This is a genomic window from Parasphingomonas frigoris (assembly GCF_036663815.1).
Lineage (GTDB): Bacteria > Pseudomonadota > Alphaproteobacteria > Sphingomonadales > Sphingomonadaceae > Sphingomonas.
The window spans coordinates 432,599-446,411 of the sequence record NZ_JAXOJQ010000003.1 but is presented as its reverse complement, the minus strand read 5'-3'; the positions used below and the strand labels follow the sequence as shown (position 1 = coordinate 446,411).

At 64.1% G+C, this 13,813-nt stretch carries 18 protein-coding genes; all 18 read right to left on the bottom strand.

The annotated features are described in order from the left end of the window. Nucleotide 1 precedes the first annotated feature (1 nt). Complete coding sequence (locus U1872_RS12515) at nucleotides 2–271, bottom strand: hypothetical protein (RefSeq protein WP_332793224.1); 270 nt, start codon at nucleotides 269–271, stop codon at nucleotides 2–4. Next, a complete protein-coding gene (locus U1872_RS12510; protein ID WP_332793223.1) occupies nucleotides 268–672 on the bottom strand; it encodes a hypothetical protein in 405 nt (134 codons plus the stop codon). The genes U1872_RS12515 and U1872_RS12510 overlap by 4 nt, the downstream gene beginning before the upstream one ends. Continuing rightward, nucleotides 672–1,115 (bottom strand): hypothetical protein, encoded by a 444-nt coding sequence (locus U1872_RS12505; protein ID WP_332793222.1) that lies wholly within the window; start codon nucleotides 1,113–1,115, stop codon nucleotides 672–674. The genes U1872_RS12510 and U1872_RS12505 overlap by 1 nt, the downstream gene beginning before the upstream one ends. A gap of 14 nt (nucleotides 1,116–1,129) precedes the next feature. Next, nucleotides 1,130–1,540, bottom strand: coding sequence for a tail completion protein gp17 (gene gp17 / locus U1872_RS12500; RefSeq protein ID WP_332793221.1), 411 nt, complete (start codon nucleotides 1,538–1,540; stop codon nucleotides 1,130–1,132). A 5-nt stretch (nucleotides 1,541–1,545) separates the two neighbouring features. Then, nucleotides 1,546–1,716, bottom strand: a complete 171-nt coding sequence (locus tag U1872_RS12495) for a hypothetical protein (RefSeq protein WP_332793220.1) — start codon at nucleotides 1,714–1,716, stop codon at nucleotides 1,546–1,548. A 4-nt stretch (nucleotides 1,717–1,720) separates the two neighbouring features. Further along, nucleotides 1,721–2,170, bottom strand: a complete 450-nt coding sequence (locus U1872_RS12490; RefSeq protein ID WP_332793219.1) for an HK97-gp10 family putative phage morphogenesis protein — start codon at nucleotides 2,168–2,170, stop codon at nucleotides 1,721–1,723. Further along, complete coding sequence (locus U1872_RS12485) at nucleotides 2,170–2,499, bottom strand: phage head closure protein (protein ID WP_332793218.1); 330 nt, start codon at nucleotides 2,497–2,499, stop codon at nucleotides 2,170–2,172. Before U1872_RS12485 ends, U1872_RS12490 begins: the two co-directional genes overlap by 1 nt. Continuing rightward, complete coding sequence (locus U1872_RS12480; RefSeq protein ID WP_332793217.1) at nucleotides 2,496–3,056, bottom strand: head-tail connector protein; 561 nt, start codon at nucleotides 3,054–3,056, stop codon at nucleotides 2,496–2,498. The genes U1872_RS12485 and U1872_RS12480 overlap by 4 nt, the downstream gene beginning before the upstream one ends. Further along, nucleotides 3,056–3,250, bottom strand: coding sequence for a hypothetical protein (locus U1872_RS12475; RefSeq protein WP_332793216.1), 195 nt, complete (start codon nucleotides 3,248–3,250; stop codon nucleotides 3,056–3,058). Before U1872_RS12475 ends, U1872_RS12480 begins: the two co-directional genes overlap by 1 nt. A gap of 2 nt (nucleotides 3,251–3,252) precedes the next feature. Next, nucleotides 3,253–3,804 carry a hypothetical protein gene (locus U1872_RS12470; RefSeq protein ID WP_332793215.1) on the bottom strand — a complete coding sequence of 184 codons (552 nt, stop codon included), beginning with the start codon at nucleotides 3,802–3,804 and terminating at the stop codon, nucleotides 3,253–3,255. A gap of 90 nt (nucleotides 3,805–3,894) precedes the next feature. Next, entirely contained in the window at nucleotides 3,895–5,151 is a 1,257-nt protein-coding gene (locus U1872_RS12465) for a phage major capsid protein (RefSeq protein ID WP_332793214.1), read from the bottom strand. A gap of 13 nt (nucleotides 5,152–5,164) precedes the next feature. Then, nucleotides 5,165–5,878, bottom strand: a complete 714-nt coding sequence (locus U1872_RS12460) for an HK97 family phage prohead protease (RefSeq protein ID WP_332793213.1) — start codon at nucleotides 5,876–5,878, stop codon at nucleotides 5,165–5,167. Nucleotides 5,879–5,880: 2 nt separating this feature from the next. Continuing rightward, nucleotides 5,881–7,263, bottom strand: a complete 1,383-nt coding sequence (locus U1872_RS12455) for a phage portal protein (protein ID WP_332793212.1) — start codon at nucleotides 7,261–7,263, stop codon at nucleotides 5,881–5,883. Beyond that, nucleotides 7,263–9,023: a terminase large subunit gene (locus U1872_RS12450; RefSeq protein ID WP_332793211.1), complete on the bottom strand. Its 1,761-nt coding sequence runs from the start codon at nucleotides 9,021–9,023 to the stop codon at nucleotides 7,263–7,265. The genes U1872_RS12455 and U1872_RS12450 overlap by 1 nt, the downstream gene beginning before the upstream one ends. Further along, nucleotides 9,023–9,589, bottom strand: a complete 567-nt coding sequence (locus U1872_RS12445; RefSeq protein ID WP_332793210.1) for a hypothetical protein — start codon at nucleotides 9,587–9,589, stop codon at nucleotides 9,023–9,025. Before U1872_RS12445 ends, U1872_RS12450 begins: the two co-directional genes overlap by 1 nt. Nucleotides 9,590–9,683: 94 nt before the next feature. Then, nucleotides 9,684–10,040 (bottom strand): HNH endonuclease, encoded by a 357-nt coding sequence (locus U1872_RS12440; protein WP_332793209.1) that lies wholly within the window; start codon nucleotides 10,038–10,040, stop codon nucleotides 9,684–9,686. Between the two features lie 155 nt (nucleotides 10,041–10,195). After that, nucleotides 10,196–10,747 (bottom strand): hypothetical protein, encoded by a 552-nt coding sequence (locus tag U1872_RS12435; RefSeq protein ID WP_332793208.1) that lies wholly within the window; start codon nucleotides 10,745–10,747, stop codon nucleotides 10,196–10,198. A 182-nt stretch (nucleotides 10,748–10,929) separates the two neighbouring features. Then, complete coding sequence (locus U1872_RS12430; protein ID WP_332793207.1) at nucleotides 10,930–13,788, bottom strand: phage/plasmid primase, P4 family; 2,859 nt, start codon at nucleotides 13,786–13,788, stop codon at nucleotides 10,930–10,932. Nucleotides 13,789–13,813: the final 25 nt, after the last annotated feature.

The window sequence follows — 13,813 nt, the reverse complement described above, 5'->3', positions numbered from 1 at the left end:
GTTACTCCACTTTCCTGATTTTCATGGGCACGCCTTGCGCCTGCAGCGTCAGCATGGCGTCGAGCACCAGTTCGGGCGCCACCGGCGCCGCGTCATCCACCGGCGCGAGATATGCGCTCAGCGTTTTCAACTTCTTCTGGCGGGCAAAAAGCTCGCTGTAATATCCGGCCGCGATGGCATTTTCGTATGCTGCTTTGGCCGCGTGGGCGCGCCCCTTCATCACCGCGACGAACGATCGCGGCGACTGAGTCCAGAAGCGATCTGGGCTCAATCCTTCGCCGCACCATGCGACGAAGAAGGCTTCGATGCTCCACGCGGCTTCCGGGGGTGCGCCGGTTTGGCCTTTGCATCCCCCGGCTTGGCGCGGGGGAAACCCTTCTCGAACAGGGTTCCCATCGCGATGCCGACCGCGCCCGCGCTCGGGCCGTTCACCACGCCCATCGCCTGGTCGATGTCGACCTCGGGGTGGTGGGTGCGCAGCAGCCCCCACACGACCCGCGCGACAAGCGAATTGGGCGGGACGGCGCGCCGCGCAGTCAGCTGGTGGAGGATCTCATCGAACGCGCGGTTCGTGTGGCTCTCGATCGCGTCGAGCGCGCGGAAGTCCAGGGTCAGCCGCAACACCTCGTCGCCAACCTTCACCGCCTCCTCATGGTAGAAGGCATGCAGCATCAGGCGCCGCCGCCGGCGCCCGCTGCCTCGGTCGGCAGGCTGATATACTTGATCGTCAGCGTGCCCTTCCGAACATCCTCCATCGGATTTGTGCGCTTGTAATCGCGCACGAGGCAGTTGCCGGAAACCTCATAGCTTCCGGTCGCCGTGGTGCAGACGATCTTGTACGGGCGCGCTTTGCCGTCGGCCATGGCAGCCTTGCAGGCGAGATCGCTCGGCGAACCGAGCACGAGGTTCATCACGAAATCGACCTCGTTGCCATCCCGCACCGGGCTGGTGATGTAGGTCTTGATCCCATCGGCCGACTTGAAGTTGGTCGTGTCGATCAGGTCCCGCACGAACGATGGCAGGTCGCCCATGTCGGTGATGAGGGCCAGTTCGAGCAGCGTCATCGGATTGCCGAGGCTGAACGTCGAGCCGAAGCCGGTGGATTCTTCAGACATTTATGTGCCCTCCTTCAGGCGGTCGCGTAGTGAAAATTCAGGTCGATGCTGTGGCGGTAGATGAACTGCGTGTCGGTCCGCTCGCTCAGGTCGCGCGCGGTCACGAAGGCACGGGTGAAGCGGATGCCGTAGAAGGTGCCGCCCGAGACGAGAGCGCCGGGGCTAGCGTCGGTGCCGATGATCGCCTCCTTCAGCGCCTTTGCAGCCGCATAGGTCAGCGCCCAGACATCGACCTGGACGTATCCGGGCTGCAGTCCAGCAAAGCCGGAATAGGTCTGCACCCGCTCGTCGGTGACGATCTGCAGCGTGATCGCGGGCAAGCCGTCCTTTTGCGGCCGGTCGATCCATGTGACACGGCGCTCGACGAGATCCGTGACGGGCGCTGCGGCGAGCAGCCGCGCCCGCAAGGCACCTTCCATGTCCATCGGGCTTAGCTGTCGTCTTCGACGACGACGGCGCACGGATTGATGAAGCATGCAACTCGCAAAAGGGCGGTAAATGCCCATAGCCGCGCGCGAGTGCGCTTCACGTGCTTCACCTTCAACGTCATCGTCACGTTGCGAGCTGCCTTGCCCATCGAGATCGAGGAGACTGTTGCCATGACGCTATCCTTTCGCTGCGAGCCGCGCGGCTTTCGCCGCCAGCCGACTTCGTGATTTCTCGATTTCTGTCGCAAGGTTCTCGCGGATGATCGCGAGAGCCTGATCCTGCGTCTCTTCCCACGCTGGTCGCGCGAACGGATGAGCCGCACCTTCAATCCAGCCGAACTCTTGCGGGATGCCAGCCGGGTCCGCCGTGCCGACGTATATCTCCGAGGAAGATTTTCCTTCCTTCTTCGCCAAGCGCTGTTGGCGCTTGGTGAGCTTCGTTCCTGACCGTATCGAGATCTTGAGAGCCCCGGTCAGCTTCGGCGCTTTCGCCACCATCGCGGCCTCGATCGGCGCCGCCGCCTGCTTTAGCACTCGTCGCAGCGTCGCCTTGGCAGTCGATTTCGGCAACTCGGTCAGTGCAAAGTCGAGTTCGGCAAGTCCTTCGATCTTAACTTTGACCGACATCAGGATTTCCGAATCGCGGTGATGTCGCGGCCCGTTCGATTGAACGGCACGTTCGACGAGATATCCCACACAGCGTTTTCATAAACGATGCGATCAGTTGTCCTGATGTCGCTCGTCTTTGCATTGTCACGAACGCGAAAGGTCGCGACGAGCGAGGCTTCTTCCTGTGCCGCCTGCCGGCGTTCTTCGGCGCGCCCATAGGTGATCTTGGCCCACGGCTTGCACCATTGCGACCACGTCTTCACCTCGCCACCGTAATCGTCTGTCTCGGTCGTGGCGCGCTCGACAACGACGCGCCGGTCCAGCTCGCCAGCATCGAGCCCGATCACATCCACACCCGCAAGGGCGCCAGAAGGCGCTCGACAGTGGTCGACATCGGCACCTCCCCGATCTGCCCGGAAGCCGCCGACTCGCGAAAACGATACAGATCGCCGACCATCAGGAGGATCGCGGCGCGGATCTGCCCCGGCAGGGTCTCATACCCTGCACGGTAGCGGATCCGCACCGCCTCGCGCTGGAACTGCGGCACCGGCCATGAAGCGTCGAACGCGGGCACGAGCTTCTCGCCGAGCTGCTCATACAGATCGTTGGCGATCGTCAGTTCGCTGCCGGTCTCGCTGATCACCTTCACCGACGTGACATCGACGATCGGCGGATATCGCAGGCGCACGACGCCGCAACCGAAATGGTCGAACCGTGCCTCCAGCGTCTGGACACCGACGGCCCGGCCAAGCCAACCGGTCGGGCCGTCGATCATCCCGGTCGCGGCTGCGATCATCGCCTCGACCATCGACTTCTGATCCTCGTCCCCTTCCAATTTGAGATGATCGTCAGCCTCGGCCCAGGTGACGACCGGCTCTGGCGGAACGACGACGAACGTGCGCATCAGGCGATGACCGTCGCCGTCTGCAACGATGCGCCCGACGCGGTTTTGGCGGGATTGAGAGCATTCGTTGCGGTCACCTCAAAGGTCAGCCGGGCGCCGATGTCTGCCGCCTGCGGCGTGCCGGTGATCGACGGCGCGATCGTGAACGTCGGGACACAAACGAACCCGCGCGACCGAGCTGCGGAGCGGGCCATGGTCAGGCGCCCTTATTGGCGGGATCGGCCGCCTTCTTGTTGCCCGGCTCGGGCGCCTTCTTCTCGTCGCCCTGCGGAAGCTGCTTCTGCGCATCGCTGGTCAACCGCTCGATCTCCTTTTGTGACGCGGCGAGCGCCGTTTCGGCTTTCGATGCACGATCACGGGCTTGCTCGAGCGCAGCGTCGTGCGCTTCTTTCAGCCGGGCAACGAAGTCGGCTGCACGGTCGCTCAGCTCGCGGAACTGGTCGGCAAGGGCAGCATCGTGCGAGGCGACGAGACGATCGATTTCGGCCTTGGCGAGATCTGCGGCCTCGTCGCGCGCAGCGGCGACCGCGAGATCGAGCAGCGACGGCGCGCCCTGGTCGTCGCCGCTGGTATCGCGCGCGAAATCCGGCTGATAGCCGTCCCGCACTTCCTTGGCGGTCGCCTCGCGGACAAGATCCCTCTTCTCCAGCTCGCTGAAGCGCTTCTCGGACATATCCATCAGGATCATCCTTTCGGACACGCTGCCGTCATCACCGTGGTGATGCTGCAGCACGAAAGCATTTTTCATGGTTGGTCTCCTCGGTTCATCGAAACCGCGGCGCACCGCGGCTTCGGTGAACCGGGCCGGTGTCACCCGGCCCGATTACAGGACTGCCGATTAGAGCAGCGCGCCCTTCACCAGCGCGCCGGGACGCCGCACGACGAGCGCGAGGCGCTTTTCCGCACGAACGGTCAGCATGTTTTTGATGAAGTTGTCGCGATCCTGATCGGAGATGCGGACCTCGGTCTCCATGCGATCGAAGATCTGCGCGGCGAGCTTGAACGCGCCGGTCAGGAAGTTGCCGGAGCCGATCCGCTTGGTCGAGACGACGGGGCGGCCCCACAGGATCGGCCCGGCGAGGCCTTGCGGGTTGGCGAAGATGTAGCCGCCAGCCGCATCCTTGGTCAGCTCGATGCCGGTCCATGCGGTCGGATGGATGACGATGCCATCCGGCGCATAGTCGGCAAGCTCGACCTGCAGCAGCGCGAGGCGCAGCTGGTCGATCCGCGTCGCGCCGGGGATCACGATCGGTGCGGCATACGGCGTCGCCTGCGTATAGAGACCGTTCAAATGCTGACCGGTGCCATCGCCGAGCAGCAGCTCGGTATCCTCGGCATCATCCAGGCCGAAGCGCAGCTCGCCATCGATCAGGCTTTCGAGCTGAGGGATATCGTCCATCGCCTGGCGCGAAACCGGCACCCAATGCGCGATCGTCTTGACGGTCGCGGCCGCCACGTCCCAGGCATAGGCCGATTCGGGCTTCTGCGCGGTTTCCGCGACGCCCGCTGCGTTGTTGGTGCGGGCCGTCTGATACGCATACTCGATCGCATTGCCTTCGGTGCGGCCGGGGGTCAGCAGATCGCGGATGCGCAGCCCGATTCGCTGCAGGCCGACGATATCGGTCTGCCGGTCGGGACGGATGAGACTGCCGCCCGAACCGTTCGCGCTGGTGATCGCCTTGACGCTGATCCCGATCGTGCCCTTCGAGCCACCCTCGGCATAGGCCTTGATGTCGGCGTGATTGGCGACCTCGTGACCGAGCGACTTCAGCTCGGGCGCATTGTCATCACCGCCGCCGCGCTTGAGCTGCGCGAGCTTCTGCGACAGCTCGGTCACTTCGCCGCGGATGCCCGCCAGTTCGCCAAGGGCCTTGTCCGCCTTTTCCTTGGTCTCGGTCGAGACCTTCTCGCCGGCCTCGCTCTTGGTTTTGAACTCGGTCGCGAAGCCTTTCACTTCATCGAGCGCGCTCGCGAGGCGCTGGTCGAGCGTGGCGGGATCTGCCGCGTCATGCTTGCGTCCGAATTCGGGGACGGTGCGCGCAGCGCACGCGATTTCACTGGCCGCGACGGCGGCCAGCATGGCTGGGGTCTTCATGATAGGTTCCTTGTTAGGCGGACTTCAGGGAGAAGCCGGCCAGGGTGTCCGACAGGGCCTTAAGCCCCGGGTTGCTACGCACATCGCGCTCGGACTCCCTCCGGCGCATTTCGGTCAGGCCGTGGGCGACGACGCCCGCGGCCCGGCTCTTCGAGAAGCCTACCTCCCGCAGGTACTTCTCCATTTCGCGCTCGGTCGGCAGTTCGCCGTGCGCGAGCTTGAACTTCACCGCTTCGACCCGCGCATCGTCGTTCGCAGGGAAGGTCACGAGACTGATCTCGACCAGGTCGAGCTTGGTCAGTGTGCGGACGCCGGTCTTCTCGTCATAGCTGCTCTCGCGCACCCAATAGCCAATCGACAGCCCGGTGACCGCGCGCGCTTTCATCAAGGCATGCGATTCCCGCGCCTGCCCCACGTCGGCGATCAGGAGCGTGCCCGAGCCCTTCAGGCCGTGATCGTCTTCCTCAAGATCGTCCCAGATGCCGATCGGCGTGTCGCTACGATGCTGCCACAGAACGGGCACCGGCCGGCCCTTGGCCTTGATCTCGGCGAGGCTGTCGATGAACGCGCCGGGTGCGACGACTTCCTGATAGCTGTCGAGCACGCCGAATACCGAGCCGTAACCGGAAAAGCTGCCATCCTCGCCGACCGACTTCACCGACAGGTCGAAATCGCGGACCTTCAGGGCACCGCTATGCTTGCGCCCGAAGGCTCCGTTGATCTGCATCGTCAGTCCTCCAGTCGTGGCCGGCCATTGTGGCCGAGTATTTCGGTTACCTTGGCCCCTATCGCGGCCTCGAGATCGTTTCCTTCGACGCCGAGCAGACCGAAGAGTGCCGAGCGCAATTGCTGATCGGACGTCAGCGCACCGGCCTCGCCGAGCTGGTCGAGCCGTACGAGGTTCGATTGCACCGTGAGATATTCGCCACCCGGACGGTGATCCAAATTCTCGCGCGAGCGCATCTCGTTGCGATCCATCACGCCGTTCTGCCCGAAGGCGGAATAAAGCGCCGCCCGGCCGGCACTGTCGGTCGCCATCACGGCTTCGCGGTTGAATTCGGGATAGACCAGCTTGCGTTCGGCAGGCGTCAGCAGCTGCAGCTTGGTCGCCTGTTCGATCCGCCGCAGCAGCGGGTTGAGCCGCAAGGTCTGCCAGCCGAGCAGCAGCTGCTCGATGCCGCTGCCCCACATCGTCTGCCCCTGTGCGGAATGACCGATCAGGACAGGCAGCATCCCGAACAGGCGGCAGATTTCCTCGACATCCCAGCGCCGGCTTTCGAGCAGCTGCGCATCCGCCGCGCTCATCTGAAGCGGGACGAATTTGAAGTCTTTCTCAAGCGGCATGACCTTGCCGCGCGTGCCCTCGCCCGTGAAGCGCTCGAAGATCTCGACCAGGTCCTGCCGCTGCTCGGCAGTCAGCTTGCCCGAACCGGTCTCGATGAAGCCCGAATTCTGCATGCCGCTCGCGAATGCGTCCGCTGCTGTGCGGCCTGCCGCCATTGCGGTGCCAAGCGTGCGGCGCCCCATGTCGATCGGAGATAGGCCGACGTCACCGCCGAGCGTGATGCCGCGCAGGTGGAACACCTTTTCGGCCGGCATTTCCTCGGTCTTGCCACGATCGTTGTACCGATAGACCTTCACCCCGTTTTTGCGAACGACCTCCATCTTGTCGGGCCGCAACGGCGTCAGCGTCGTCACGCGCTGCCCGAGCGTCTCCTTTTCGGCATAGGCGTTGCCGAAAAGGTCCATCGCCGCGATCTGCCCAGCCCAGAACTCGGCCGGTGTCTGGTCCGCGTTCGGCTGCTCGTGCAGCAGATCGTAGAGCCAATGGTCATCGCGCGACGTGCGACCGCCGCCGACCGCCTTGCTGAAGACGCCGGTCCCCATCGACCCGACCAGTTCGGACTTAAGCGAGATGCACGCCCATGCCGTCGCGAGGCCTAGCGTGCTCGACGGATCGACCCGCTGTCCCGCGGTGTTGCCCGACCCGAGCGCGATCTTCTGCATGGTCGCGACGTCGGCCGAACCGCCGCTCAGCTTTTCCGACTGGACGCCTGCGCCGAATGATGCGCCGCTGACGAACGACCAGGCAGACGATAGCCAGCTCGCCATCAGGCTGCTTTCATCGCGGCGATGAAGTCATCGACGCCGCCGCCGGCATCGCTGGCTTCAGGGTTACGGGTCATCAGCATGACGGCATTGAACATCGCGGCGAGCGGATCAATCTTTGCGCCTGGCGCCGACTTGACGATCGCGACGGCGCTCGCGCCGCGCGGCTCCATCTTCGCGTTGCCGACGCACCATTGCATCAGCTTGGTGCCGCCGTGCCGCATGGTGCGGGCGGCCAGCTTGCGCGCCGAGCCTTTCACGGCGCTGCTCAGCTTGAACCCCTGCATGATCGCGGTCATTTGCTCTCCGGTAAATTCTCGGGTCGATAGTTCGTCGACCAAGGCGGTGACGCCGACCGGGTCGAGCCCGATCGCGTCGCGTTCCGGGAAGAGCCCGGCGTCTCGCACCTGCACGAGGACCTCCACGACGCCGCGGATATCTTCGGTTAGATCGTCGTCTTGTTCTTCGTCGCCGCCCGCCGGGTCGATCGCGAGGGCGTTGTCGGGCAGCTCGCAGCGGGTCAGCGAACCCTCTGCGATCAGCTCGTTGAGCTTGGTCGCGATATCGTTGCGGCGCATCCATACGATCGACCATGCCCAGGCATGGCACCACACCAGCCAGCGCTTCGACCCCTTCTCGCGGCCGATCAGGCAGAGCCCGAGCAGATCGTCCAGGCCACCGCCGTCCACCCCGGCGACGATCACTTCGGAGCGGCGGATCAGCTCGGCGACCGAGACGAGCGTCATATCCGCCGCGGCATCCCAGAACTCGGCGCCGGTCCAGCGATCCCGACTCAAGCGCGTGCCGATTTCGATATTGAGATGCTTCGCGAGGAAGATCTGCAGCGCGCCCTCGTCTCCTCGCGACGCCTCGACCAGCTTCTCGGCGATCCATTCGGGATCCACCGAGCGACCGATGTTGGGGTTCGTGACGTAGAAGTTCGCCGGGTCGCGATACCCTTGGCTTTCGACCATCGCTGGCGGACACTCGTACAGCATGCCGATCTTGCGGGGATCGACGATCGTCCCGTCTCGGATGCCGCGGTACAGGTCGAGCTTTTCCTTGAAGACTCCGCGCGGGGCTTCATCGCTGTGGGTCGAGAGGAACACGACGAAGCCCTCGGGCCTGCTCACCAAGCCACCGGTCGCCTCCATCAGCATCGCGGCGGCTTTAGGGTTCTTGCCGAACAGCCATAGCTCTTCGACCAGAACGAACCCGGCCTTGGTGCCGCCGAGCACTTCCGAATCTGCGGCGATGACCTTCAGTTCGGCATTGTTGCCGAGGTGCTTGATCGTGCGCAGATGCTCGATCGGCTTGAGCAGCAGCACCAGCTCGGGGTCGGCACGCACCATGCCAACCGCCGGGGTGAAAACGTTGTTCGCGATCTCCTTCGTAGGCGCCAGCACGAGCAGCGCGTTGGCATGTCGCCAGTTGAGCACCAGGGCGGTGACCATGATCCCTGCGGCGATCGTCGACTTGGCGTTCTTCTTACTGATGAGCAGCAGGAATTCGTTGATCAGCTGGCGGGCATTCCCGGCATCGTACGCACCGAAGATCGCGGCGACGAAGTCGAACACGAACCGGTCGCAGGCCTCGCCGAAAGTCGGTTGGCCGGGCACGTCAACAATGCGCAGGCCCTTGAAGATCTCCAGCGCGCGCTCGGCCTCATCGGCGAAGAGCGGGGGGAACGGGATCAGGCTGCGCCGCTCGACGATCCGCGCTTCCCAATCGGTGCAGGCGGTCGACCAGACGGGCGCGAGCATCAGTTATACAGGGTCGGAGACGGTCGCGGCGCGTACTTGCCGGCGACATCGGCGGCCGCTTCCTTCGCCGCTTCCTTCTTGCCGAGGGGCTTCGGCTTGCGATCGACATGCGCCGCTCGCTGCGCGAGTGCTTTCATGTCGAGCTTGGCGATCTTCTTTTCGAGAAGCGCCATCGCGGCGACGTTGCCGGCCTCCACCTGGCCGACGATCGCGGCCATGTTCTTCATGTCGAGACGCATACGGGCCGACCGTTTCCCCGACAGCTCATGAAAATAATGGCGGTTGAGCGTTCGGGCGTTGATGCCGAGCGCAGTCGCGATGTCGTCTTCGCCCTGCCCGCACGCCAAGGCGAGTTGCACGAACCGGCGGTTTTCTGCGGTTGGCACGTGCGGCGGACGCCCCCGCTTCCCGCGCGAGGCTGGCACCGGATCGCCGAAGAGGTCGGTCAGGCCCTCTATAAAAACGTTCGCCAGAAAAAATTCCTCTGCGTGAGATGGACAGCGGTCCCCAAGCATCGACCGGTTCTGACTTTTGACCCGCCCCCACCCCCTGACCGAAAATTTCATGAAATATTATTACGTCGTGAAATTTTTCAGAATTTAAGGGTCTCGTTGATTTTGAAATTTTATTGCGCGTAACTTTATTGCGAGTTACCGGAATTTATGTACCGCCAATACCGCGCTCCTCGCGCTGCTTCGCTCCGTCATGACAGGGCTTGCAAAGGGTCCAGAGGTTGCGGATGTCCCAGAACAGCGCTTCGTCCCCGCGATGCGGCTTGCGATGGTCGGCGACCAACTGCGAGGTATCGCCTTCCAGCTTGCCGCAGCCTGGCCACTGGCAGGTGAAGTGATCGCGCACGAGCACTTCCATGCGCAGGCGCTTCCAACGGGCGAGCTTGTACCATCCGCGCGATGACACGGTGCGACGCTCGCGCTCGTACGCTTCCTGACCGGGGAGGCGTCCGATGATCGGCCGCAGGCCACCAAGCACGGGCTTGAGACTGCTGAGCTTCGCCATTGGTATGCCTACAACGCGGAACGACCGGCTAAGCCGCGAGGCTCGCCGGTCGTTCCAAGGTTCGGGAGAGTATGCTGCGCCGTGTCCGAAGGCCCGACCCAGTGTGACGTGGAATAGCCTGAAAACGCCTTCAATGTGGACATTCAATATTTGCATCACGGATGATTTACCGGCTTGACGCAAGGGGACGCCAGAAATCCGCCATTCACGCGACGGCAGACCGCACCGATGGCGCGCTCATAGCGCTTGCGTAGGCCTTCCGCGCCGCGCGTCAGACCCATAGGACCGCGCAGCTTCATCCATGGCACCTGCTTGGCACCACGCGCGAGCTGACTGATCACCAGCCCGACCAGCTTGCGATCGATCGGCGTCAGACAATCGACCCACCCGAACGCCTCTTCCATCTCGGCCACTTCGAGGCGCGTCAGCGAGGCGGGCCGGATCTCCACGTCCGAGCTGGTCTGATCGCCGCCCCGCGCATCATAGTCACCGGGCTCGGCTGCAACGTCGGGCCATGCCGACCGAATGCGCATCCATCCGCGCTCACGATCCGGGTTGCGCCAGCAGACGAGCATCGCTTCGATCAAGCGCTCTTCTACATCGCCGAAGGATAACAGGCCGCCGCGCGCCCTTTCCTCTCTTGGATCACCTTCGCTCCCAACAATGGGAGCTTCAATGGGAGGATAGAATTTATAGATATCAGTCATTTACTATTCTTTCGGGAACATGGGAGTGAATGTGCGGGGTAATCCCGCATGCGCACCCGCGCGCACATGCTATGTGAAAGGGCCGCAATCTGGCTCCCAAGCTCCCGCGATCCTCCCGCCCCCGCAGAAAACCGCGCTTCCCGGCGCCTCGCGATCCTCCCGCAATGGGGAGCATGGGAGCATCACGGCGGTAGATCGTCGTCGTCGAATATCGAGGGCGACGCCGCTTTTGCGGTAGGAACCGTGCCATCTGGGTAGCGGGGTGCGGGGAGATCGCGGGTTACGGCGCGGCCATTCTCGTCCACGAAGTCGCGGCGATCGAACTGCAGCGCGATGTCGTCCCACCACACTGTGCTGGACTTCCGCTTCTTGAAGCCCTTCTTTTCCATCTGACCGGCGAGATACTTCGGCGACCACGGCTTGCCCGACGCAGGCAGCTGCTGCGCCCATGTTTGCCATGCGGCGAACACGTCGTGCAGCGCGGTCGACCCGATCTGCTGCCCCTCGATCCGCTTGATACACAGCAGCACGAACTGACCGAGGATGTCGTTCTCGGCCTGATAGGCCTGCGTCGCCTCCCGCACGGCCTCAGGGCGCGGCAAGCCGCTTGTCAGGTAGGCCAGGGCACCGCGCACGATCCGATTGAGGATGCCGCTCCCCTCTGACTTCAGCTTGGACTTGAGCATCGGATCAACCTTGTCGTCGGTGATGATCACATCCCACGGCACGATCTCGACGCGGCGCTGAATACCGTGATCGGTGCCGATCTTCGGGCGATGGTTCGCCGACACGGTGTTGTTGAAGCCGATCAGCAGCTGGAACGGAGGCTTGAGCAGCTCGCGCACGTTGAGCGGCTCGTCGCTCGTCATCGACTTGATCAGGCCGTCCGAGAATTTCGAGCCTTCCTCGGGCTCGTTCGCATAGACCATGCGCCTACCGGCAAGCGCTGCCAGATCCGGCGACGCATCCGATCCCTTGCGATACTTGCCCTGGTCGATGAACGTCTCGATCGCCGCGGCCCAGGCATAGTCGCCGAGGATATGGGCGATCGTGTTGATCCAAACGCCCTTGCCGTTCGATCCCTGCCCGTAGAACACCGCCATCTTCTGAGCATCGGCCGTGCCGAGCGCACCATAGCCCGACCAGACGTCGAGGAAGTTGCGCATCTCGGGATCGGGCTGGACGTCCGCGAGGAAGGAATCGAACCTCGGGCTGGCTGCGTCGGGCAGGTATTCGGCCGTACCGATCTTGGTCATACGATCGCGGCGCCGATGCTGTCGCAACTCGACGGTCGCGCCGGCATCGCCGCGCGCAAAGACCAGCGTGCCGTTGGCGACGTTGAGCATCAGCGGATCCGCGTCGAAATCCTCGGGCCGCGCAGCCAGGCGCGATTGCGCGAGACCGGCGATGCAGTTGATATGCCCCGCGCTCTCCGACGTGCGGCCCCACGCGTTGATCTTGTCGGAGAACAGCACGATGTCGCCGTTGCTCTTGACGTTCGCGATGTAATCGAAGCGCTCGCCGGGATTGTCCGACTGCCGAGCCTGCTGTCGCTGGAGGAACCACAGCACGCTTTTGCGCTTACGCTGCGCCTGTCCGCTCTTGCTGCGCGCGAACATGTCGTCGTCCTCGTCGCGATCCTCTTCGTCGTCGACCGGGAAGCCGCCCTCGGGCGGGAAAGGGACGCCGCTCGAGCGCACCAATTCCGCCTCTTCCTGTATCGCGCGCATCGTCGTCTGGATCGCGCGGCCGAGGAGCGCGAGCGCCATATCCCGGTTCCAGCGCGTGCCATCCCACGCCAGCCAACCCCAAGCGTCGACGTAGAGGAAATTGCGCCCGTAACGCTTCAGGAAGCGCTCGAGGTTGCCGAGGTCGGTCTGTGGCAGGATCGCGCAACCCTGCGTCAGTTCGCGCTCGGAGCGCCCCCCGGACCCCATTTTATCATTCACCGAACCCCCGCCTCCCGGATGGGAGCTTGGCTTGCCATTCTCAGTGTCGGGGGCGGGGGGAGAAAGCCGGGAGGATCGAGAAGGGGCGCGTTCCCGGCGGGAACGCGAGGCGGCCGCGATCTCGGAGAGATCGCGAGGGCTTGCTAGCCCGGCTGTCCATCCGCTGTTGATCGTGGCCATCACCTCACGATCGCTGTCACTGCCAGGGTTCGACAGGCATGCGGCCTCGATCGCCGCGCGCGCAATGCCGGCGTCGAGCGCACCGGCTGCGACCAGCGACGCGATCTTGAGCGACGAGATGTTGAACTGCGGATTATGGTTGCCGTGCGGCGCGCTGCGAATCGTGCGGCATTCACCGTCGAGCGCGGCCATCGCGTATTTCCGCACGTCGACGTCGACCTCGGCCGCCGCGCCCGCCGGCGCCGATCGCGCGGGCGCGCGCTCAGTCGACGGCGCAGGGCGCGCCTTCGGCGCACGCAGGATCTCGATCAGCGCGGCCGGAGCATCGGCGAAGGCCGCGTCGTCGCGCCAATCGCCACGGTCAAGCCACCGATAGCGCGCACCGGTGTCCACCATGACTGAAGGCGGCGCGATGACATACCCGCCGAGCCCGCGCACATCGACATGGGCCGGGAGGTTTCCGCGATTGCGGATCGGCTCCCCTGACGGTTGGCGGAGGTAGACGTGGACGCCGTCGCTCTGCGTGAGCGACGTGACCGACTGGGGAAGCGGGCACCCCATCTGCGTCTCGAGGTCGCCCTTCAATCGCTCGAGAGTGTAAACCTCGCCGGTGCCGTTATCAGTGCGGGGATCGAAATCGAGCGCGAAAAATCCGTTCACGCCCATCGGCAGGCCGATCAGCGCATTCGGATATTGCTTCCACCATGCGAGGATCCGCTGCTCATCGCAGGTGGCATCCTTCAGGCCTTGGCCGGTGTAGGGTGCTTTGGCCTTGAAGGTGCGCTCCTTGCCGCCCGCTCCGCCGATGACGCGCGTTTCGTCGCGCTCCCGACATGGGAACACCGCCCACCCGCGGCGCGCATATTGGAGCGCCGCCGAGCACATCGGCGACGGTAGGCTGGCAACGGACACTGGATTGGCACCCCCGGAAAATTGC